Source organism: Lactivibrio alcoholicus (genome assembly GCF_055390895.1).
The window spans coordinates 3108280-3127050 of sequence record NZ_AP042471.1; the positions used below are offsets into that span (position 1 = coordinate 3108280).

The 18771-nt window shown below is 56.2% G+C and carries 36 protein-coding genes; all 36 read left to right on the top strand.

Annotated elements, in window-relative coordinates:
• The first annotated feature begins 9 nt into the window (after positions 1-9).
• Positions 10-315: a 30S ribosomal protein S10 gene (rpsJ, locus tag ACZ5IU_RS14250; protein ID WP_464418463.1), complete on the top strand. Its 306-nt coding sequence runs from the start codon at positions 10-12 to the stop codon at positions 313-315.
• 30 nt (positions 316-345) lie between these two features.
• Complete coding sequence (rplC, locus tag ACZ5IU_RS14255; protein WP_464418465.1) at positions 346-972, top strand: 50S ribosomal protein L3; 627 nt, start codon at positions 346-348, stop codon at positions 970-972.
• Between the two features lie 26 nt (positions 973-998).
• A complete protein-coding gene (gene rplD / locus ACZ5IU_RS14260) occupies positions 999-1622 on the top strand; it encodes a 50S ribosomal protein L4 (RefSeq protein WP_464418467.1) in 624 nt (207 codons plus the stop codon).
• Entirely contained in the window at positions 1619-1915 is a 297-nt protein-coding gene (gene rplW, locus ACZ5IU_RS14265; RefSeq protein WP_464418469.1) for a 50S ribosomal protein L23, read from the top strand. Before rplD ends, rplW begins: the two co-directional genes overlap by 4 nt.
• A 21-nt stretch (positions 1916-1936) precedes the next feature.
• A complete protein-coding gene (gene rplB / locus ACZ5IU_RS14270; protein ID WP_464418471.1) occupies positions 1937-2764 on the top strand; it encodes a 50S ribosomal protein L2 in 828 nt (275 codons plus the stop codon).
• A 19-nt stretch (positions 2765-2783) separates the two neighbouring features.
• Positions 2784-3065: a 30S ribosomal protein S19 gene (rpsS, locus tag ACZ5IU_RS14275; protein ID WP_464418473.1), complete on the top strand. Its 282-nt coding sequence runs from the start codon at positions 2784-2786 to the stop codon at positions 3063-3065.
• 12 nt (positions 3066-3077) lie between these two features.
• On the top strand, positions 3078-3410 hold the full coding sequence (gene rplV, locus ACZ5IU_RS14280; protein ID WP_464418475.1) for a 50S ribosomal protein L22: 333 nt from the start codon (positions 3078-3080) through the stop codon (positions 3408-3410).
• A gap of 13 nt (positions 3411-3423) precedes the next feature.
• Positions 3424-4092: a 30S ribosomal protein S3 gene (gene rpsC / locus ACZ5IU_RS14285; protein WP_464418477.1), complete on the top strand. Its 669-nt coding sequence runs from the start codon at positions 3424-3426 to the stop codon at positions 4090-4092.
• Between the two features lie 6 nt (positions 4093-4098).
• The gene (rplP, locus tag ACZ5IU_RS14290) at positions 4099-4521 is read left to right on the top strand and encodes a 50S ribosomal protein L16 (protein ID WP_464418479.1); all 423 of its coding nucleotides are present in this window, start codon (positions 4099-4101) and stop codon (positions 4519-4521) included.
• A gap of 2 nt (positions 4522-4523) precedes the next feature.
• Positions 4524-4766 carry a 50S ribosomal protein L29 gene (rpmC, locus tag ACZ5IU_RS14295; protein WP_464418481.1) on the top strand — a complete coding sequence of 81 codons (243 nt, stop codon included), beginning with the start codon at positions 4524-4526 and terminating at the stop codon, positions 4764-4766.
• A gap of 6 nt (positions 4767-4772) precedes the next feature.
• Positions 4773-5069, top strand: a complete 297-nt coding sequence (rpsQ, locus tag ACZ5IU_RS14300; RefSeq protein ID WP_464418483.1) for a 30S ribosomal protein S17 — start codon at positions 4773-4775, stop codon at positions 5067-5069.
• Positions 5070-5072: 3 nt separating this feature from the next.
• Positions 5073-5441, top strand: a complete 369-nt coding sequence (gene rplN / locus ACZ5IU_RS14305) for a 50S ribosomal protein L14 (RefSeq protein ID WP_464418485.1) — start codon at positions 5073-5075, stop codon at positions 5439-5441.
• A 13-nt stretch (positions 5442-5454) separates the two neighbouring features.
• Positions 5455-5778 (top strand): 50S ribosomal protein L24, encoded by a 324-nt coding sequence (gene rplX / locus ACZ5IU_RS14310; RefSeq protein ID WP_464418487.1) that lies wholly within the window; start codon positions 5455-5457, stop codon positions 5776-5778.
• An 18-nt stretch (positions 5779-5796) separates the two neighbouring features.
• On the top strand, positions 5797-6339 hold the full coding sequence (gene rplE / locus ACZ5IU_RS14315; protein ID WP_464418489.1) for a 50S ribosomal protein L5: 543 nt from the start codon (positions 5797-5799) through the stop codon (positions 6337-6339).
• 13 nt (positions 6340-6352) lie between these two features.
• Positions 6353-6538, top strand: a complete 186-nt coding sequence (locus tag ACZ5IU_RS14320) for a type Z 30S ribosomal protein S14 (RefSeq protein WP_464418491.1) — start codon at positions 6353-6355, stop codon at positions 6536-6538.
• A gap of 29 nt (positions 6539-6567) precedes the next feature.
• On the top strand, positions 6568-6972 hold the full coding sequence (gene rpsH, locus ACZ5IU_RS14325) for a 30S ribosomal protein S8 (RefSeq protein WP_464418493.1): 405 nt from the start codon (positions 6568-6570) through the stop codon (positions 6970-6972).
• A gap of 15 nt (positions 6973-6987) precedes the next feature.
• Positions 6988-7527 carry a 50S ribosomal protein L6 gene (gene rplF / locus ACZ5IU_RS14330; RefSeq protein ID WP_464418495.1) on the top strand — a complete coding sequence of 180 codons (540 nt, stop codon included), beginning with the start codon at positions 6988-6990 and terminating at the stop codon, positions 7525-7527.
• 16 nt (positions 7528-7543) lie between these two features.
• Entirely contained in the window at positions 7544-7912 is a 369-nt protein-coding gene (rplR, locus tag ACZ5IU_RS14335; RefSeq protein ID WP_464418497.1) for a 50S ribosomal protein L18, read from the top strand.
• 14 nt (positions 7913-7926) lie between these two features.
• Positions 7927-8448: a 30S ribosomal protein S5 gene (gene rpsE, locus ACZ5IU_RS14340; RefSeq protein WP_464418499.1), complete on the top strand. Its 522-nt coding sequence runs from the start codon at positions 7927-7929 to the stop codon at positions 8446-8448.
• Between the two features lie 14 nt (positions 8449-8462).
• On the top strand, positions 8463-8648 hold the full coding sequence (rpmD, locus tag ACZ5IU_RS14345) for a 50S ribosomal protein L30 (RefSeq protein ID WP_464418501.1): 186 nt from the start codon (positions 8463-8465) through the stop codon (positions 8646-8648).
• Between the two features lie 9 nt (positions 8649-8657).
• Complete coding sequence (rplO, locus tag ACZ5IU_RS14350) at positions 8658-9104, top strand: 50S ribosomal protein L15 (RefSeq protein WP_464418503.1); 447 nt, start codon at positions 8658-8660, stop codon at positions 9102-9104.
• Entirely contained in the window at positions 9105-10400 is a 1296-nt protein-coding gene (secY, locus tag ACZ5IU_RS14355; protein ID WP_464418505.1) for a preprotein translocase subunit SecY, read from the top strand.
• Positions 10401-10420: 20 nt separating this feature from the next.
• The gene (locus ACZ5IU_RS14360) at positions 10421-11071 is read left to right on the top strand and encodes an adenylate kinase (protein ID WP_464418507.1); all 651 of its coding nucleotides are present in this window, start codon (positions 10421-10423) and stop codon (positions 11069-11071) included.
• On the top strand, positions 11068-11844 hold the full coding sequence (gene map / locus ACZ5IU_RS14365) for a type I methionyl aminopeptidase (protein WP_464418509.1): 777 nt from the start codon (positions 11068-11070) through the stop codon (positions 11842-11844). Before ACZ5IU_RS14360 ends, map begins: the two co-directional genes overlap by 4 nt.
• Positions 11845-11850: 6 nt before the next feature.
• The gene (locus ACZ5IU_RS14370) at positions 11851-12162 is read left to right on the top strand and encodes a KOW domain-containing RNA-binding protein (RefSeq protein WP_464418511.1); all 312 of its coding nucleotides are present in this window, start codon (positions 11851-11853) and stop codon (positions 12160-12162) included.
• A complete protein-coding gene (gene infA / locus ACZ5IU_RS14375) occupies positions 12141-12362 on the top strand; it encodes a translation initiation factor IF-1 (protein WP_464418513.1) in 222 nt (73 codons plus the stop codon). Before ACZ5IU_RS14370 ends, infA begins: the two co-directional genes overlap by 22 nt.
• Positions 12363-12488: 126 nt before the next feature.
• Complete coding sequence (gene rpmJ, locus ACZ5IU_RS14380) at positions 12489-12614, top strand: 50S ribosomal protein L36 (RefSeq protein ID WP_464418515.1); 126 nt, start codon at positions 12489-12491, stop codon at positions 12612-12614.
• A gap of 6 nt (positions 12615-12620) precedes the next feature.
• On the top strand, positions 12621-12998 hold the full coding sequence (gene rpsM, locus ACZ5IU_RS14385) for a 30S ribosomal protein S13 (RefSeq protein WP_464418517.1): 378 nt from the start codon (positions 12621-12623) through the stop codon (positions 12996-12998).
• Between the two features lie 49 nt (positions 12999-13047).
• Positions 13048-13440, top strand: coding sequence for a 30S ribosomal protein S11 (rpsK, locus tag ACZ5IU_RS14390; RefSeq protein ID WP_464418519.1), 393 nt, complete (start codon positions 13048-13050; stop codon positions 13438-13440).
• A gap of 28 nt (positions 13441-13468) precedes the next feature.
• Positions 13469-14104 (top strand): 30S ribosomal protein S4, encoded by a 636-nt coding sequence (gene rpsD, locus ACZ5IU_RS14395; protein WP_464418521.1) that lies wholly within the window; start codon positions 13469-13471, stop codon positions 14102-14104.
• Positions 14105-14127: 23 nt separating this feature from the next.
• Positions 14128-15126, top strand: coding sequence for a DNA-directed RNA polymerase subunit alpha (locus tag ACZ5IU_RS14400; protein WP_464418523.1), 999 nt, complete (start codon positions 14128-14130; stop codon positions 15124-15126).
• Positions 15127-15150: 24 nt separating this feature from the next.
• Entirely contained in the window at positions 15151-15504 is a 354-nt protein-coding gene (gene rplQ / locus ACZ5IU_RS14405; RefSeq protein WP_464418525.1) for a 50S ribosomal protein L17, read from the top strand.
• 2 nt (positions 15505-15506) lie between these two features.
• Positions 15507-16337 (top strand): ATP-binding cassette domain-containing protein, encoded by an 831-nt coding sequence (locus ACZ5IU_RS14410; protein ID WP_464418527.1) that lies wholly within the window; start codon positions 15507-15509, stop codon positions 16335-16337.
• The gene (locus ACZ5IU_RS14415; RefSeq protein ID WP_464418529.1) at positions 16322-17203 is read left to right on the top strand and encodes an ATP-binding cassette domain-containing protein; all 882 of its coding nucleotides are present in this window, start codon (positions 16322-16324) and stop codon (positions 17201-17203) included. The genes ACZ5IU_RS14410 and ACZ5IU_RS14415 overlap by 16 nt, the downstream gene beginning before the upstream one ends.
• The gene (locus ACZ5IU_RS14420) at positions 17191-18021 is read left to right on the top strand and encodes an energy-coupling factor transporter transmembrane component T family protein (protein WP_464418531.1); all 831 of its coding nucleotides are present in this window, start codon (positions 17191-17193) and stop codon (positions 18019-18021) included. The genes ACZ5IU_RS14415 and ACZ5IU_RS14420 overlap by 13 nt, the downstream gene beginning before the upstream one ends.
• Positions 17997-18758: a tRNA pseudouridine(38-40) synthase TruA gene (truA, locus tag ACZ5IU_RS14425; RefSeq protein ID WP_464418533.1), complete on the top strand. Its 762-nt coding sequence runs from the start codon at positions 17997-17999 to the stop codon at positions 18756-18758. The genes ACZ5IU_RS14420 and truA overlap by 25 nt, the downstream gene beginning before the upstream one ends.
• Positions 18759-18771: the final 13 nt, after the last annotated feature.

Below are 18771 nucleotides of genomic sequence, written 5' to 3' on the forward strand. Positions count from 1 at the left end.
TGCGCGGGCATGGCGAAGAAGATCCGGATCCGTCTCAAGGCTTTCGATCATCGGGTGCTCGACAGTTCCGCTTCTCAGATAGCTGAAACGGCGGAACGGAGCGGTGCGAAAGTCTCCGGTCCGATTCCGCTTCCGACGGAGATCAACAAGGTAACGGTTCTGAAGTCCCCTCATAAGGACAAGGACGCGAGAGAACAGTTTGAGATGCGCACTCATAAGCGCCTCATCGATATCATCAATCCGACGCAGAAGACGATGGACGCGCTTATGCAGCTGAACCTTCCTTCTGGAGTGGATATCCAGATAAAGTTGTAGGAAGCTCTGAGCTGAAAGGAGAGGGAAACAATGACCATTGGAATACTGGGGCGAAAGTTGGGCATGACCCAGGTTTATACGGAGGAGGGAAAAGCCGTTCCCGTGACGGTAATCCAGGCTGGGCCATGTCCCGTGGTCGATCTCCGGTCCGCGGACAAGAACGGCTACGAGGCCGTTCTTCTCGGGTTCGGAGAAGTGAAGCCCCAAAACGTTACGAAGCCTCTCAAGGGAATCTTCGGGAAGGCAAACATCGAACCGACAAAGACCCTTCGGGAATTTCGAGTGCAGTCCGCTGAAGGATTCTCGGTCGGACAGGAGATCAATGTGACCCTGTTCGAAGTCGGTGAAGCGGTCCATGTGTCGGGAATCAGCAAAGGTAAGGGGTTCGCCGGTGTCGTGAAGCGCTTCCATTTCGCAGGACAACAGGCATCTCATGGAACGTCTGTAACGCACAGGCGCCCCGGTTCGGCCGGTTCGAACAGTTATCCCGGTCACGTCATGAAGGGAAAACGGATGCCCGGAAACATGGGAAACGAGAAGGTGACCGTCAGAAATCTCACGGTGGTGGGGATAGATTCTGAGAACAATCTCCTGCTCGTTAAGGGTGCTGTGCCTGGGGCGAAGAACTCTCTCGTCACAGTGTACAAAAAGAGCTAGGCAGGGACGGAAGGAGGGCTGTTTCAATGCCGACGGTAAAAGTTGTCAATATCAACGGGGAAAAAGTCGGTGAATTTTCTCTGACCGACGCCGTGTTCGGCGCCCCGATTCACGTCCCCGCCATGCATCAGGTCGTTCTTGCGCAGCTTGCGAACCGCCGTTTGGGAACGCAGGCCGCCAAGGGCAGAGGGGAAGTCAGCGGAGGCGGGAAGAAACCCTGGCGTCAGAAGCATACCGGACGCGCTCGGCAGGGGAGTACGCGTTCTCCGCTTTGGATACACGGTGGTGTGAGTCATCCGCCGAAGCCGCGTGATTTTCGCCAGAAGGTGAACAAAAAGGTTCGCGCACTTGCGATTCGAAGCGCTCTTTCATTGAAGGTGCGTGACGAGCTTTTTTCGGTCATCAACGAGTTTCCGTTCGATAAACCTTCGACAAAATCGATGATGGCGTTCTTCAGGTCGATCGACGCGAAGAAGCCGCTTCTGATTGTCGGAGCCCCGAATATGCCCGTCGCCAAATCGACGCGTAACATTCAAGGGGCCAAAGTTCTCAATGTCGGAAACATCAACGTATACGACATCATGAACGCGAAGGAACTCATTGTGACACCGGAAGCCGTAGCATGCCTCGAGGAGGTGTACAGCCGATGAGTCTGCTGGCGCATGATGTCATCGTCCGTCCCATCATAACGGAGAAATCGAGCAGGATGATGGAGCATAACAAGTACACCTTCGAGGTTCTCCGCCAGGTAAACAAGATTCAGGTCCGCGAAGCGATCGAGGAAATTTTCAAAGTGAAAGTGACCGATGTTCACGTCATGAACGTTCACCCGAAGCCGAAGCGTATGGGAGCCTATCGCGGAATGTCCCGTGCCTGGAAAAAGGCGATCGTGACGCTGGCTGAGGGACAGAGAATAGAGTTCTTTGAAGGCGCGAGCGTTTAGCGGGCAAGGAGGAGACTGAAAATGCCGATGAAACAATTCAAGGCCTTTACCCCTGGACGGCGCTTCATGACCATCCAGGACAATTCGGATCTCTCGAAGGTTGCCCCCGAGCGGTCGCTGCTCGTCCCTCTCAAGAACAGCGGAGGTCGCAACAACACGGGGAGAATCACGATGCGTCATATCGGCGGCGGTGGGAGAAGACTCTACCGTGTCATCGATTTCAAACGCGAGAAATTCGGGGTTCCCGGCGTGGTTTCGACGATCGAGTATGATCCCAACAGGACATGTCGTATTGCTCTCGTAACGTATGCAGACGGTGAGAAGAGATATATTCTCGCCCCTTCGGGAATCAAAGTCGGAGACAACATTCTTTCCGGACCGGACGCCGATATTCGTCCGGGAAACGCGATGAAGCTCAGGGACATTCCTGTGGGAACGATGATCCATAACGTCGAGCTTCAGCCGGGGCGCGGAGGAAAACTTGTTCGTGCGGCCGGCGCGGGGGCGCAGCTGATGGCGAAGGAAGGAAAATACGCCTACATCAGGATGCCGAGCGGAGAACTCCGTCTCGCTCTCGTCGAGTGCATGGCGACGATTGGGCAGGTCGGCAACGAGGACCATGAGAACGAGAAATTCGGCAAGGCGGGAAAAACCCGGTGGCTCGGGAAGCGCCCCGAAGTTCGCGGAATGGTCATGAATCCGGTCGATCACCCGATGGGCGGCGGAGAAGGCCGAAGCAAGGGAAACAAGCATCCGGTATCGCCGTGGGGAACACCCGCGAAAGGATACAGGACTCGCAAATCTAAGCCGATGGACCGGATGATCGTTCGGCGTCGGTACGAGAAATAAGGCTTGAGGAGGGACGAAGATGGCTCGTTCTGCTAAAAAGGGGCCCTATATCGACCGGAAACTCCTGCGTCGCGTCGAAGAATTGAACGACTCCGGCGCGAAAAAGGTCCTCAAGACCTGGTCGAGGAGTTCCACGGTAGTGCCTGCGATGATCGGCCATACGATTGCCGTTCATAACGGGAAGATTCATATTCCGATCTATATCAATGAAAATATGATTGGGCACAAACTCGGTGAATTCGCACCGACGCGCAAGTTCGGCGGACACGCCGGGCAGGAACGCTCTTCCAAGGTTCGATAGGAGGGGATGAACATGGAAGCCAAGGCAATGGCTCGACAGGTTCGGGTCTCTCCTATCAAGGTCCGCAGGGTTCTGGAGCTTATACGGGGAAAGAAGGTCGGCGACGCGATAATGGCTCTTCGGTATTGCCCGCAGAAGCCCGCCCGCCTTGTTGGAAAGGTTCTCCAGAGCGCGGTTGCGAACGCCGAACATAATTTCGGAATGGATACCGACAAGCTCTTGGTCGTTGCGGCTATGGCCGATAATGGCCCGTGCATGAAAAGATTTCGCCCCGTCTCGATGGGAAGGGCCCATCCGTTTCGCCACAGGACGAGCCATATCACCGTCGTTGTCGCGGAACGTTAAGGGAGGGTAGCTCATGGGACAGAAGGTACATCCCGTAGGGTATAGACTCGGCGTCATGAGCGAGTGGGAGTCCAAGTGGTACTCCAATAAAAAGGACTACTCAAAGAACCTCCATGAGGATCTCAGGCTTCGCGAGTGGATCCGCAAAAAATGGAACGGTGCGGGGATTTCCAGGATTGAGATCGAACGAATCGGAAACGTTATTCGCTTTACTGTTTGGACCTCCCGGCCTGGTGTCGTTATAGGCAAGGGTGGCACCGAGATCCAGGTTGTCAAAGAAGAGCTTCAGAAAGTTTCCGGCGCGAAAGTGATGATTAATGTTCAGGAGATCAAGAATCCCGACGTCGAGGCGCAGCTTGTGGCCGAAGGAGTCTCTTCCGCTCTCGAGCGGAGAGTGAGCTTCCGGAGGGCGATGAAGCAGTCGATCTTCCGTGCCATGAAAGCTGGAGCAAAGGGAATCAAGATCCAGTGCTCCGGACGTTTGGGCGGCGCGGAAATCGCGCGTTCCGAGTGGTACAACGAAGGAAGGCTCCCGCTTTCGACGCTTCGTGCAGACATTGATTACGGTTTTTTCGAGGCGAAGACGGTGTACGGAGTCATTGGCGTGAAAGTGTGGATTTTCCGCGACAAGGAACACGAGCGCCCGGTTTCCCCCAGGATGGGAAGAAAAGCGAGGGGGTAAAGAGTCATGTTGATGCCGAAGCGGGTTAAATACCGCAAACCCTACAGAGCGCCTCTCAAGGGCATGACAAAGGGAGGACAGACGGTCAGTTTCGGGGATTGGGGACTTCAGGCGCTTGAATGCGCCTGGATTACGGCTCGTCAGATCGAAGCGACTCGTGTCGCTATTTCGCGAAAGATGAAAAAGGGCGGCAAGATCTGGATCCGGATTTTCCCGGATTTTCCATTCACGAAGAAACCCCTCGAAACTCGAATGGGAAAAGGTAAGGGAAGCCCTGAGTGGTGGGTGGCTCCCGTGAAACGCGGCCGGATCATGTTCGAAATCGCTGGGGTATCAAAGGATGTCGTTGAAGACGCTTTTCGGACCGCCGCACACAAGCTCCCGATCAAAGTCAGAATAGTCGCCCGCGAGGGTGTCGGTGGTGAATGACGATGGATACGAAAAATCTGCGTGACCTGACCATAGAGGAACTTCAGGAAAAACACCGTCAGTACAAGGAAGAACTCTTCAACCTTCGATTCCAGAACGCGGTGGGGCAGCTGAAAAACACGAGCCGTATCAGTGTTGTGCGGAAGACGATCGCACGGATATTGACGGTGGTTCGTGAGAAGCAGCAGGGAACGAGCATTTCTGCCGGTGGCATGTCCGTATCTTCCGGCGGACGAGGGAGGTAAGGGCCGATGGACGAGAGAACACCCCACCGGAAAATCCGGGTCGGTACTGTCGTCAGCAACAAGATGGAGAAGACCATCATCGTTCGAGTGACGCGACATGACAGACACCCCCTGTACGGCAAGAAGATCATCAAGGCGAAAAACTATGTCGCCCATGATGAGAACAATACGTGTTGCATCGGGGACATCGTGACGATCGGCGAAACTCGCCCGATGAGCCGGACGAAGAGATGGGAACTCCTTGAAATCGTGCGTAAAGCGCCCGTCTTCGACGGCATCGTCGAGGATTCCGCGGAGGTCTAGGCAATGATACAACTTACGACCGTACTGAACGTAGCGGACAACTCGGGCGCGAAAAAGCTTTTCTGCATACAGGTTCTCGGAGGAAGCAAGAGAAAGTATGGTTCGATCGGTGACATAATCGTCGCTTCGGTTCGCGAAGCCATGCCGAACAGTTCTATTCCCAAGGGACAGGTCGTCAAGGCGGTCATCGTCCGTACGAAAAAGGAAGTCCGGCGACAGGATGGTTCGTATGTCCGATTCGATGACAACGCGGCCGTGATTATCGATAACAACGGCGATCCGAAGGGGACGCGCATTTTTGGTCCCGTCGGCCGTGAACTGCGGGCGAAGAAGTATATGCGCATTCTTTCTCTCGCCCCAGAGGTCGTCTAAGGAGGACCATGGGATGTCTATGAGAATAAAAAAGGGTGACCGCGTAAAGGTCATTTCCGGCAAAGACAAGGGGAAAGAGGGCAAAATCCTTCGTCGCGATCCCGCAAGAGACACTATAGTTATCGAGGGAGTCAATATGGTGACGAAGCATGTGCGTCCCAGCCAGAAGACCCCACAGGCTGGTATCGTAAAACAGGAAGCACCGATCTACGCTTCGAAGGTTATGCTCGTCTGCCCATCCTGCGGGAAGGCGACTCGTGTGGGGCACGCGTTTCTTGAGAGCGGCAAGAAAGTCCGCATCTGCAAGCAGTGCAAAGAAATTATCGATCAGGCGTAGCTCGGGGAGGCGTAAAAAATGATTCCACGCTTGTTTGAGAAGTACAGGTCCGAGATCGCCAGCCGCCTCGAAAAAGAATTCGGATATAAAAACATCATGGAAGTCCCGAAGATTGACAAGATTATCGTCAATATCGGGGCGGGCGAGGCGAAAACGGATATCAAGTTCATGGACGTCGCGATTGCTGAACTTCGTGCGATTTCCGGCCAGCAGCCGCTTATGAGGCGGTCCAAGAGATCCATCGCTGGATTCAAGCTACGCCAGGGACTGCCGGTCGGGTGTATGGTCACGCTACGGGGACGCCGTATGTGGGAGTTTCTGGATCGCCTCGTTTCGCTTGCTCTGCCGACGATCAAAGACTTTCAGGGTGTATCTCCACGCGGTTTCGACGGACGTGGGAACTACAATCTCGGACTCCGGGAGCAACTTATTTTCCCGGAGATCAACTATGACAAAGTCATACGGCCTCGTGGGATGAACGTCTCTATCGTTACGACCGCGAAAACCGACCAGGAAGCGCACGCCCTTCTCAAGAGCTTGGGCATGCCCTTCAACCGCTAGGGAGGAAAGACGCATGGCGAGAAAGGCGATGGAATACAAGGCGACTCAGCCCCCGAAGTACAAGGTACGAAAGCATAACCGTTGTCCGCTGTGCGGACGCGTTCACGCATTTATCCGTCGCTTCAACATGTGCCGGTGCTGCTTCCGCAAGCTTGCGCGGGAGGGGAAGATCCCCGGCGTTGTGAAGTCGAGCTGGTAGCGCGTGAGGGTCGGAAGGGGGTCCATTGCATGTATATGACTGATCCTATCGCAGATATGCTGACGAGAATCCGGAACGCGAATATGGTGTATCACGAGAGTGTTGATATCCCGTTAAGCCGGATCAAGCTTGGTATCGCGAAAATTCTCAAAGACGAAGGGTACATACGGAATTACAAGGTGATCAACGATCCCAAGAAAGCGTTCGCGTCCGTTCGACTCTTCCTTTCTTACGGACCGAACAGGGAACGGGTTATCCAGGGGCTTAGGAGAATCAGCAAGCCCGGACGGCGTATGTACGTCGGCAAGGAAAATCTGCCCAAGGTTATGGGCGGTCTCGGAATCGCACTGATCTCGACCTCGCAGGGAATCAAGACGGACGGAGAAGCGTCCCGTCTCGGCCTCGGGGGAGAGGTTATCTGCTACGTCTGGTAACGGGAGGGAACGCGAATGTCACGTATCGGAAGAAAACCGATAGCGCTCCCGAAAGGCGCCACAGTAAACCTGGAAGAAAACGGTGTTTCTGTCAAAGGACCCAAGGGAGAGCTTTCGATGGGACTCGTCGAAGGCGTCACGGTCGCGCTTGAAGAGGGGCGGGTCGTCGTCTCACGCGCGAATGATGAGAAACCGACGCGCGCATTTCACGGAATGGTTCGCGCGCTTCTTGCGAACATGGTTACCGGTGTCACCGTCGGATTCGAAAAAAAACTTGAGATCGTTGGTGTGGGATATCGCGCCCAGATGCAGGGAAAGAAACTTGTGCTGAATCTCGGCTATTCGAATCCTGTAGAGTATGAAGCTCCGAAGGGAGTCGAACTGTCGACCGACGGACCGAACAAGATTTCTGTCAAGGGAATCGATAAACAGTCTGTCGGACAGGTCGCCGCGATAATCCGCGGGTTCCGTCCGCCCGAGCCGTATCTCGGCAAGGGTGTCAAATATGCCGATGAGCATATTATCCGTAAGGCCGGAAAGACCGGCGCTAAGTAGCTTGGGGTGAACGGGCATGATTAAGAGAAGAAGCAGAAACGAAATGCGGGTCATCCGCCACAAGCGACTCCGGAAGACGGTCTCGGGAACACCCGAACGGCCGAGGATGGCTGTTTTTCACAGCCTGAATCATGTATACGTTCAGGTCATCGACGATACAAAGGGACACACGCTTGTATCCGCGTCGACACTCGAGAAGTCGCTGAAAGGCACGATGAAGAGCACGGGCAACATCGAAGCGGCGAAGGCCGTCGGCGCTCTCGTGGCTCGGAAGGCCCTCGAAAAGGGGATCGCCCAGGTCGTCTTCGACCGGGGCGGCCATATGTTCCACGGAGTGGTCAAGTCTCTCGCTGATGCCGCCCGTGAAGCGGGCCTCACGTTCTAGGAGGGATGCCGAGGATGAATACCAGAAAAGCGGACGACATCAAGGGAGTCGAACTCAGCGAACGTGTCGTTGCCATCAACAGAGTCAGCAAGGTCGTCAAAGGCGGGAAACGATTCAAGTTCAGTGTTCTTGTTGTCGTCGGAGATGGCCAGAGGTATATCGGCGTCGCCATGGGCAAGGCGAAGGAAATTTCCGAGGCCGTCCGTAAGGGAATCGACAAGGCCGGAAAGAACCTGGTCGAGCTCAAGAAGGTCGGGAGCACGATTCCTCATCCTATAATCGGCGATTTCGGATCGGCTTCGGTCCTGCTTCGTCCCGCAGCTCCCGGAACCGGAGTCATCGCGGGAGGAGTCGTGCGCGCAATCATGGAACTGGGCGGCGTCAAGGACGTTCTGACCAAGGTCGTGGGAAGAACGTCGAACCCGATCAACGTCGCATGGGCTACGATTCAGGCGATTCAGGGACTTCGCACTCCCGACGAAATCCTCAGGCTGCGCGGAAAGAAAGCCGCGCAGAACGATACAACGGCCGGTTAAGGAGGAGACGCATCATGGCGAAACTCCGTATCGAGTGGATCAGGAGCGCAATCGGACGCCCCGAACGCCACAAAAGGACGATCGAGGCGCTTGGACTCAAGCGTCTCCACCATGTAGTCGAACACGAGGATACGCCGCAGATCAGGGGCATGGTCACTCAGGTACATCACCTTGTCCGCTGGTCTGTCGTTGAAGGGTAGGTGGATTTCGTGAATTTGCACGATTTGCGTCCCGTCGACGGATCGCGGAAAAAGAGCAAGAGATTGGGACAGGGTATCGGCAGTGGAACGGGCAAGACGGCAGGAAAGGGAAACAAGGGACAGAAGGCGAGAAGCGGTGGCGGTGTTCGTCCAGGTTTCGAAGGTGGACAGATGCCGATTTCGCGGAGAATCCCCAAGCGGGGGTTCAATAACGCCCGGTTCGCGACGACGTATGAGGTTGTCAACATCGATACTCTTTCGTCCCGTTTCGAAGCCAATCAGGTTGTCGGACTCGCCGAGCTCTACAAGGCACGCCTGGTTCACGCAACCGATTCGCCCGTGAAGGTTCTCGCCCGCGGCGAGATCGACAAGCCGTTGACGGTCAGAGCGCATGTATTCAGCGCCCAGGCAAAGAGCAAGATTGAAGCCGCAGGTGGGAAGGCAGAGGTGATCTAAGTGCTGGACTCCTTCCGGGACGCATTCAGATTGCCGGATCTTAAGAGGAGAATTCTCTTCACCCTCGGCGTACTGTTCGTCTTCCGGCTCGGGGCCCACATTCCCACCCCCGGAATTGATGCGGATGCAATGGCAAAGCTGTTCGAACAGGGCGGCGTGCTGGGGTTCCTCGACATATTCGCCGGTGGCGCTCTGCGTCGCTTCAGCGTCTTCGCGCTTGGCGTCGCGCCGTACATTAACTCCAGTATCATCATGCAGCTTCTTGTCGTCGTCTTCCCCTCTCTTGAGAAGATGCAGAAAGACACTGAGGAAGGGCGGAAAAAAATTGTCCAGTACACGAGGATCGGGACAATTTTCTTCGCTCTTGTCCAGGCTGTCGGGATGACCTTCTGGCTTCGAGGGCTCGGCGTTTTCAGCGGAGCCCTCTTCGACGGAATTATCGTCGTGACGACGGTGACGGCGGGATCCCTTGCCGTAATGTGGCTCGGAGAGGAAATCTCGGACCACGGAATCGGGAACGGGATTTCTCTGCTCATCTTTGCCGGTATTGTTGCCCGTGTGCCAGAATCGATCATTCAAAGCTGGCGGATGCTGATGCTCGGCGAAATGAATGTCCTCCTTCTGCTCGTGGCGATCGTGTTCATGGTCGTCGTAATCGCGGGATGCATTCTTCTGCAGGAAGGCCAGAGACGACTTCCGGTTCAGTATGCCAAACGGGTCGTGGGAAACAGGGTCTATGGAGGACAGAGCACGTTTATCCCGTTGCGCGTGAACCAGGCCGGGGTCATACCGATCATCTTCGCGTCCTCGGTTCTCCTGTTCCCGTACTCGATCGCGCGGTTTTTCTCGGGGGATCTCGCGGTACTTCTCCAGAGGATTTTTGCTCCGGGGGGGATTGTGTACGAAGGGCTGTATGTAGCGCTCATCATCTTCTTCTCGTATTTCTACACTGCCGTCGTCTTCAACCCGGCGGATGTAGCGAACAACATGAAGAAGTACGGAGGCTTCATCCTCGGAATTCGTCCCGGGAAGCCGACGTCCGATTATATCGAAAAGGTCATGTCGCGGATCACTCTCGGTGGCGCCGTCTTTCTTGCGATCATCGCCCTGATTCCGACGATGATGACATCGCTGATGGGCCTGACGAGCTTCTATTTCGGGGGGACGGCAGTTCTCATTGTTGTCGGTGTCGCTCTCGACACGGTTCATCAGATCGAAGGTCATCTCCTCATGCGGCATTACGAGGGTATTCTGAAGCGTCGGGACGGCAAGGCCGCCGGGTTGCTCCGATTCTAGACGGACGGTGACGCAAAACGATGAAGATCATTCTCCTCGGGCCTCCTGGGGCGGGGAAGGGAACGCAAGCGGCTGCAATCAGGGGGAAATTCGGAATTCCGCACATTTCGACGGGGGACATTTTCCGAGAGAACGTTCGTGCCGGAACTCCCCTCGGTATTGAAGCGAGAAAGTATATGGATGCGGGACAGCTTGTTCCTGATGGCCTTGTCGTGTCGATGGTTGCGGATCGTCTGGGAAAGCCGGATTGTGTTTCGGGGTTTCTGCTTGACGGTTTTCCCAGAACGTTACCTCAGGCGGAAGCGCTCGACGTGTATCTGACTGAGAAGAACATGCAGCTTGACGGAGTTGTTCTCCTTGACGTTGACGACGAAACAGTGGTCTGCCGTCTTTCCGGAAGGCGGGTTTGCCGTTCCTGTGGCGAGATCTATCATGTTTCGTTCAAGCCTTCGAAGAAGGGATCCCAATGCGAGCTTTGCGGAGGGGAACTCTATCAGAGGGACGACGACACGGAACAGGTCATAAGGAACCGCCTTGCGGTATATCATCTGCAGACAGCCCCCCTGATTTCATTTTACAGGGAAAAGGCCCTTCTTCGTTCGGTCGATGCGGCGACATCCAGCAGTGTCGTTATGCAAGCCATCGAGACCATGTGCGCAAACAGGTCATGATAAGTCTCAAAGGGGAACGGGATCTCCGGTTCATGCGACAGGCAGGCCGAATCGTCGCCGATGTCCTGGACGAGATCCGGACTGTAATCCGCGCGGGGATGACGACCGCCGAAATTGACGCTCTTTCCGAGGAAGTCATACGCAAGTCGGATGCGGCACCTGCGTTCAAGGGATACAGGGTTCCCGGAATATCGATTCCATTTCCTGGAGCCGTCTGTGTCTCGATCAACAGTGAAATCGTACATGGGATACCAAGCGCAGAGCGATTTCTCGAGGAAGGCGATATCGTCAGCGTCGATGTCGGCGCGTGCTACGAAGGGTATTACGGCGATGCGGCGTGTACGTTTCCCGTCGGTATCGTGAGCGAGGAGAGAATGCACCTTCTCCGCGCGACTCAGACAGGGCTCGAAAGGGCGATAGAAAAGGCCCACCCGGGGAATACGATCGGAGATATCGGGCATGCCGTGGAGGCATATATTCTCGGCGAGGGCTTCGGACTCGTGCGGGACTATACGGGACACGGGATCGGCCGGCATCTTCACGAACCGCCCCAGGTGCCGAATTACGGCCATCCCGGGCGTGGAATCACCCTGAAACCGGGAATGGTCCTCGCGATCGAGCCAATGGTGATGGCAGGCGGGGAAGATGTCGTAACCGGACCGGACGACTGGGTGGTTCTCACAGCGGACGGCTCGGACGCAGCTCATTTCGAACGAACGGTTCTTGTTACCTGCGATGAACCTGAAATACTTACCCCGTGGACATGGGAGTAAGAACGTATGGAATTCACTTTGGGGCAGATTGTGCGCTCCCTGCAGGGCAAGGACGCCGGAACATGGTACATCGTCATGGGGTTCCGGGAAAGAAGGATCCTTGTCAGTGATGGAAAGCGTTTCCCCATGGACCGGCTGAAGGCAAAGAATCCGATTCACCTTCAGCCTACGGGATGGAGAGACGAAGACATCGCAGCCGCGCTTGCGCGCGGAGAGATGATAGACAGCGGAAGGATCCGAAACGTCATTTGCCGGAATACGGATTCGATAAATTGCAGGGAGGGAGACGTGACCGCATGGCGAACAAAGACGAGGTAGTCGAGGTCAAGGGGAAGGTGCTTGAGCCGTTACCCAACGCTATGTTCAGGGTTGAGCTCGAGAATGGACACAAGCTTCTTGCCCATGTTTCCGGAAAAATGCGGATGCACTTTATCCGGATTCTTCCCGGCGACAAGGTTCTTGTGGAAATTTCACCGTATGACTTGACACGGGGACGCATAATCTATAGATATAAATAGCTCGAAATACTACCTCGTATCCGTCGGTTTTTCTCCCGGCGGAAGCCTGAAGAGCACTCTGAAATTCTCTTTTTTTATCCGGATGGGAGACCTGTTCGGATGATTTTCTGGAGGAGCGTGGACACTATGAAAGTACGACCGTCGGTTAAGCCGATCTGCGAATTCTGCCGGATCATCCGGCGCAAAGGGGTCGTCCGGGTTATCTGCAGCCGCAACCCCCGGCACAAACAGCGACAGGGAGCAAGGAGGTAGTCGGATATGGCGCGAATCGCAGGAGTCGATCTCCCGCGTGACAAGAGGGTCGAGATCGGGTTGACGTACATTTTCGGTATTGGTCTGCCTGTGTCGAAGAAGATTCTCGCAGCAACAGGAGTGAACCCCGATACACGCGTGAAGGACCTGACCGAAGAAGAAGAACAGAAGATCCGGCGCGAGATCGAAGAGCATTACAAGGTGGAAGGCGACCTTCGCCGCGAGATATCCATGAATATCAAGAGATTGATGGATATCGGGTGCTACAGGGGAATACGGCATCGTATCGGCCTTCCGGTACGTGGCCAGCACACGCGAACCAATGCCCGTACGAGAAAGGGACCGCGTCGGACTGTTGCGAACAAGAAGCAGGCCGGAAAGTAACCGGGCGGTTTCCGACGGGCATTGAACGAGGACAAGGAGGATTACGCACGTGGCGAAGCGTACGCAAAGGCGCGGAAAGCGCAAGGAAAGAAAGAATGTCAGCTATGGTGTGGCGCATATCTATTCCACTTTCAATAATACGATCGTAAGCGTTTCGGATAAGGGTGGAAACGTGCTCGCCTGGGCTTCGGGCGGAAACGTCGGTTTCAAGGGAACGCGAAAATCGACTCCGTTCGCCGCGCAGATCGCTGCGCAGCAGGTTGCGAAAGCCGCTCAGGAACATGGGGTCCAGGAGATAGACGTCGTCGTCAAGGGACCGGGACCCGGTCGCGAGTCGGCCATACGATCCCTTCAGGCTGCGGGTCTGCAGGTCAATATGATTAAAGAAGCGACGCCCATCCCGCATAACGGATGCCGACCGCCGAAGCGGCGTCGGGTGTAGTCGCGGGACGGGAGGAGGAGAGAATCTCATGAGCAGATATACGGGTCCTGCGTGCCGCCTGTGCCGGGCGGAGGGAGGCAAGCTGTTTCTGAAGGGAGACAGGTGCTTCACCGAGAAGTGCGCCATTACGCGACGGGAGAAAAGCAAAAAGACTCCGGGCGGCGGCGGCAAGATGCGTACCAAGGTCAGTGAATACGGAATCCGTCTTCGGGAAAAGCAGAAGCTCCGGAGGTATTACGGCATGAACGAAGCGCAGTTCCGCCGATTCTTCGAGCAGGCGAACGCCATGCCGGGTCAGACGGGACATAATTTCCTCCAGCTTCTCGAAAGACGGCTCGACAACGTCGTCTTCCGTCTCGGATACGGCATAAGCCGCCGTCAGGCCAGACAACTTGTCATGCACGGGCATTTCCGAATCAATGGAAAGAAGGTCGACATTCCCAGTTATCTCGTCAAGGGAGGCGACAGCATCTCCATTGCGGAAAAGAGCCGCGAGATCCAGTTCCTCAAGGAAAACGCGGAAGTGGCCTCGTCGCGTCACATCCCCGAGTGGCTTCAGTACTCCGCGGAAAATATGGAAGGGAAAGTCCTGTCCATTCCAACGCGTGAACAGATTGACGTGCCGGTTACCGAACAGCTCGTCGTCGAGTTTTACGCCCGATAACGTCCCGAAAGGTGTTGGGGATTTTGGAACTGTTGCGGCCTGAAATCCGAATCGAAGAGTGCAGCTCTACCTACGGCAAGATCACGATCGAACCTCTCGAGCGGGGTTATGGAGTGACTCTTGGAAACGCACTTCGTCGGGTTCTCCTATCTTCGATAAGGGGTGCCGCCATTTCGTCGGTGCGGATAGACGGGGTTCTGCACGAGTTCAGTACCGTTGCGGGGGTTCGGGAGGACGTCATCGGCATGCTCCTGAACCTGAAGAAGCTCTCCGTTCGCAGCTTCAGCAACGAGGTACGCGTACTCCGTCTCGAGGTCGAAGGTCCTAAGAAGGTGACCGCGGCAGACATCCAGCCCGACAGTGAGGTTGAATTTGTGGACGGAGATGCGTATATCTGTACGATGGAAGACGGAGCGAAGCTCTCCATGGATCTGTATATCGAGCAGGGAACCGGATACGGGACGTCCGAGCGACCGCGACCTCCGTATCTTCCTGCCGACGGACTCGTGATCGACGCTCTGTTCTCCCCCGTACAGCGGGTGAATTACGAGGTCGAGGCGGCACGCGTCGGTCACAGAACGGATTATGAGCGCCTCGTTCTCGAAGTGTGGACGAACGGCGTCGTTGCACCCGACATTTCGGTCTGCGAAGCCGCGACGACCATCAAGGGGTATTTCGGAATCGTCGCTGACGAGATCGAAAAGGCGCATCCCAGCTCCATGTCGAAAGAATCCGCATTGGGACCGCTGGAAACTCCGTCCGAAGGCGTGCGTACCGGAGATCCGGAAAAGGACGACTTCCTTTCGAAGCCTGTGCATGAGCTCGAGCTTTCTATTCGAAGCGAAAATTGTCTTCTTCGCGGCGGGATTCACACCATCGGCGATCTGCTGAGCAAAAACAAAGAGGATCTCCTCAAGATCCGTAACCTCGGGAAGATCTCCCTGCGCGAGATTGAGGAGAAGGTCGAAAAGCTGGGCATCACGCTGAAAAACGAGAAGTCCGGCGACAAAGCGGAAGAATAACCCTGTAAAGGAGGACTCGGTCCCATGCGACACCAAATGGACCACAGAACCCTCGGTCGGTACGGAAGCCACCGGAGGGCGATGCTCGCGAACATGGCCGCGAGCCTCTTCTTGGAAGAGAGCATCACAACGACTCTGACGCGCGCGAAGGAATTGCGTCGCGTTGCGGAGAAACTCATTACGCGCGCGAAGGGCGGCACCATCCATGATCGCCGGATCATTCGTTCGCGCATGCCGCACAAGGAAGCCTCGATCAAGCTCTTCGACGATATCGCCAAGAGATTTGCGAGCAGACCCGGCGGCTACACCAGGATCATCAAGACCGGATATCGCGTGGGAGACGGTTCCCCTCTCGCCGTCATTCGACTGGTCGACTGACGATGCCCCAGGAGTTCGTCTGCGATTTGCGGGACGTGTGGTACACCTACTCCGGTGCACGCGCTCCCGCACTTCGGGGCGTCTCGCTCAGGGTCCGGAAGGGCGAATGGCTCGGGATTCTGGGAAGCAACGGATCCGGGAAATCGACTCTGGCACGACTGATGAACGCCCTGCTGATTCCCACGCAGGGCGCTTGTTTTGTCGATGGCCTTTCCACCGCCGCCGCCTCGTGCGTCCCGGCGATTCGCCGCACGGTATCCCTTGTCTTTCAGAACCCGGAGAACCAGATCGTGGGAACGACGGTTGAGGATGACGCGGCTTTCGGTCCGGAAAACATCGGCCTTTCGTCCGAGGCGATCCGTTCCCGTGTCCGAACCGCGCTTTCTACCGTAGGCCTGTCGGCGAAGGCCGGCAAACCGACGTACACTCTCTCAGGCGGGGAAAAGCAGCGCCTCGCGATTGCCGGAGCGCTTGCCCTCGACACCCCATGTATCGTTCTCGACGAACCGACAGCCATGCTGGATCCCGCGGGCAGATCCGAGGTCCTCGACGTTTTGTCTTCCCTGCACCGTCAGGGACGTTCGATCATCTACATCACGCACAGGCTGGAGGAAGCGCTTCGCTGCGACCGGGTCGTCGTACTTCATTCCGGCGAGATCGTCTCCGAAGGAAGCGCTGTCGATATCCTGACGAGGAAGGATTGCGGCGAATGGGGAATCGAACCTCCCCCGCTTCTTCTTCTCTGGAGATCGCTCGTCGATTCGGGAATCATCTCCCCGGATACGAAGCCCGTCCGTTCATGCATGGAGGCAGCACTATGTCGCTTGTCGTAAGCGGTCTTGGATATACGTATCATCGGGGAACGCCTCTCGAAACAACGGCCTTGCAGGATATTTCTTTCCAGGCAGAGCCAGGACAGTGGATCTCGATCGTCGGACATACCGGGAGCGGAAAATCCACCCTCGCGCAGCATCTCAACGGTCTGCTGCTGCCGCAGCGGGGGAGCGTCTCGGTCGACGGAATCCCGTGCGTCAGGAAGGAAAAGCGCCTTCGGGACGTCCGTCGCATTGTCGGTCTCATTTTTCAGTACCCGGAGCAGCAATTGTTCGCCGAAACCGTTTTCGACGAGATCTCGTACGCTCCGAGGAACTGGTCGTGCCCCGAAAAGGAGATTCCGGGCCGCGTCGCGCGCGCAGCCGGACGTCTCGGGATCCCGGAAGATTCGTTCTCGAGAAGCCCCTTCCTGTTTTCGGGAGGGGAAAAGAGAAAGATCGCGATTGCTTCTGTTCTTTCCGCATCTCCACGGTATCTCGTCCTCGATGAACCCACGGCGGGGCTCGATGCCGGGAGCAGAAGAGAGCTTCTCTCGCTTCTGACCGAACTGCGCGCGGACGAAGGGATCTGCGTTATCCTCATAACTCACGACCTCGAAATCGCTCTGGAGATGAGCACGCGAATCCTCATGCTCGACGAGGGCAGACATGTCTTCTGGGGAAGTCCGGAGCGACTCGCGCCTGAGCTTGTCGCGGGGCGCTTTCCCCGACTCGTTCCGCCCGATGTCCTACTTTTCTCGTCGCGGATCGCCGCGCAGAGATGCGATGTTCCGATCACCTGGGACTGGAAAGTACTCGCGAAAGCTCTGGAGCGCTCGGCGATATCCATCGAACGAAAATGCGAGGTGCCGTCATGCGTTTCATGAACCACATGACATTCGGCCAGTACATTCCGGTCGACTCTTTCATCCACAGGCTCGATCCCCGCGGAAAAATCCTTTCGACGACGCTGCTTCTCACAGGGATCTTCCTGATGGGGCATTTCCCCGTTTTTATTCTGTGGGGCGGGGCTCTCCTCATTCTTGCGGCGATGTCGCGTCTTCCGGTCAGACTCGTTCTCGCAGGTGCGCGACCTGTATTGATTCTGGTTTTGTTTACCGGCATTCTGCACCTCTTCTTCACCGGAGGGACTCCCGTCGCTTCGTTTGGCCCGCTTGAGATCACCCGCGAGGGAATACGGCTCGCGGCGATGATGAGTACCCGACTGGTTTTCCTTGTTCTGTTCGCTTCCTTCCTGACGCTCACGACGAGTCCGATGGAACTCGCCGACGGCATCGAGCGCCTTTTCTCTCCGTTCGTGCGGTTCGGGTTTCCCGCACACGAGCTCGCGATGATGATGACGATTTCTCTCCGTTTCATCCCGACGCTGCTCGACGAGACGGATCGCATCACGAAGGCGCAGGTCGCACGGGGAGCGAAGTTCGATCAAGGCAGTTTTTTCTGTCGAATGAAATCGTTTCTCCCCGTCCTCGTTCCGCTTTTCGTCATCGTATTCCAACGCGCCGACGATCTTGCCGTCGCGATGGAGTCCCGCTGCTACACGGGCGGTGGCGGACGAAGCCGCATGAATCCGCTGGCATGGAAAGGAAACGACAGCTTCGCGCTCTTCTGCGTCGCCGCATTCATTCTTCTCGCGGAATTCGCCGACAGGTATCTCTCGTGGCCAGGTATGCCGCTCTCGTAGCGTATTTCGGTCCGGCATTCTCGGGATGGCAGATACAACCGGACAGGGAAACCGTACAGGAAACCGTCGAAATCGCGATCGGAGCCGCGCGGGGGAAAAATCGAATCCCGGTCCTCGCCGCCGGACGGACCGATGCGGGCGTTCACGCGACCGGACAGGTGATCTCGTTCGTCCTCGACGACGGGATCACGCCATTTCGTTTCCTCGCCGCCGCCAACGCGCATCTTCCCGAAACGATCAGGATCCGGAAAATCGCACCGGTTCCGGACGATTTCGATCCGAGACGACACGCAATCTGGAGGGAATACCGGTACTTTCTATGGAACGGAAGGGGATTTCTCCCTCATATGAAGGGGCTCTGCTGGATCAACCGGTTCCCCTGGGACGACGCCGCGGTTCGCCGCGCGATTGCGCTGCTGCGCGGAACTCACGACTTCAAGGCGTTCTGCAAGACCGGAGAGTGTCCCGCGAACAGCCGGCGCTCCGTTCTTCACGCGGGATTCCGCAGACGCGGGAAGGTAGGGATCATCACGATCCGCGCGAACGCCTTTCTCATGAACATGGTCCGGATCATCGTGGGAGATCTCGACTCGGTCGGTCGCGGGAAACGTCCCGCAGAATGGATGAAAGAACTTTTGTCGGGTTTGTCCCGTGATTCCTCGGATGCGACAGCTCCTCCCGAAGGGTTGTATCTCTGGCGGGTCGGGTATAATAAGATGTTTGAATGGATCGAGTAAGGGGGCGCACCAG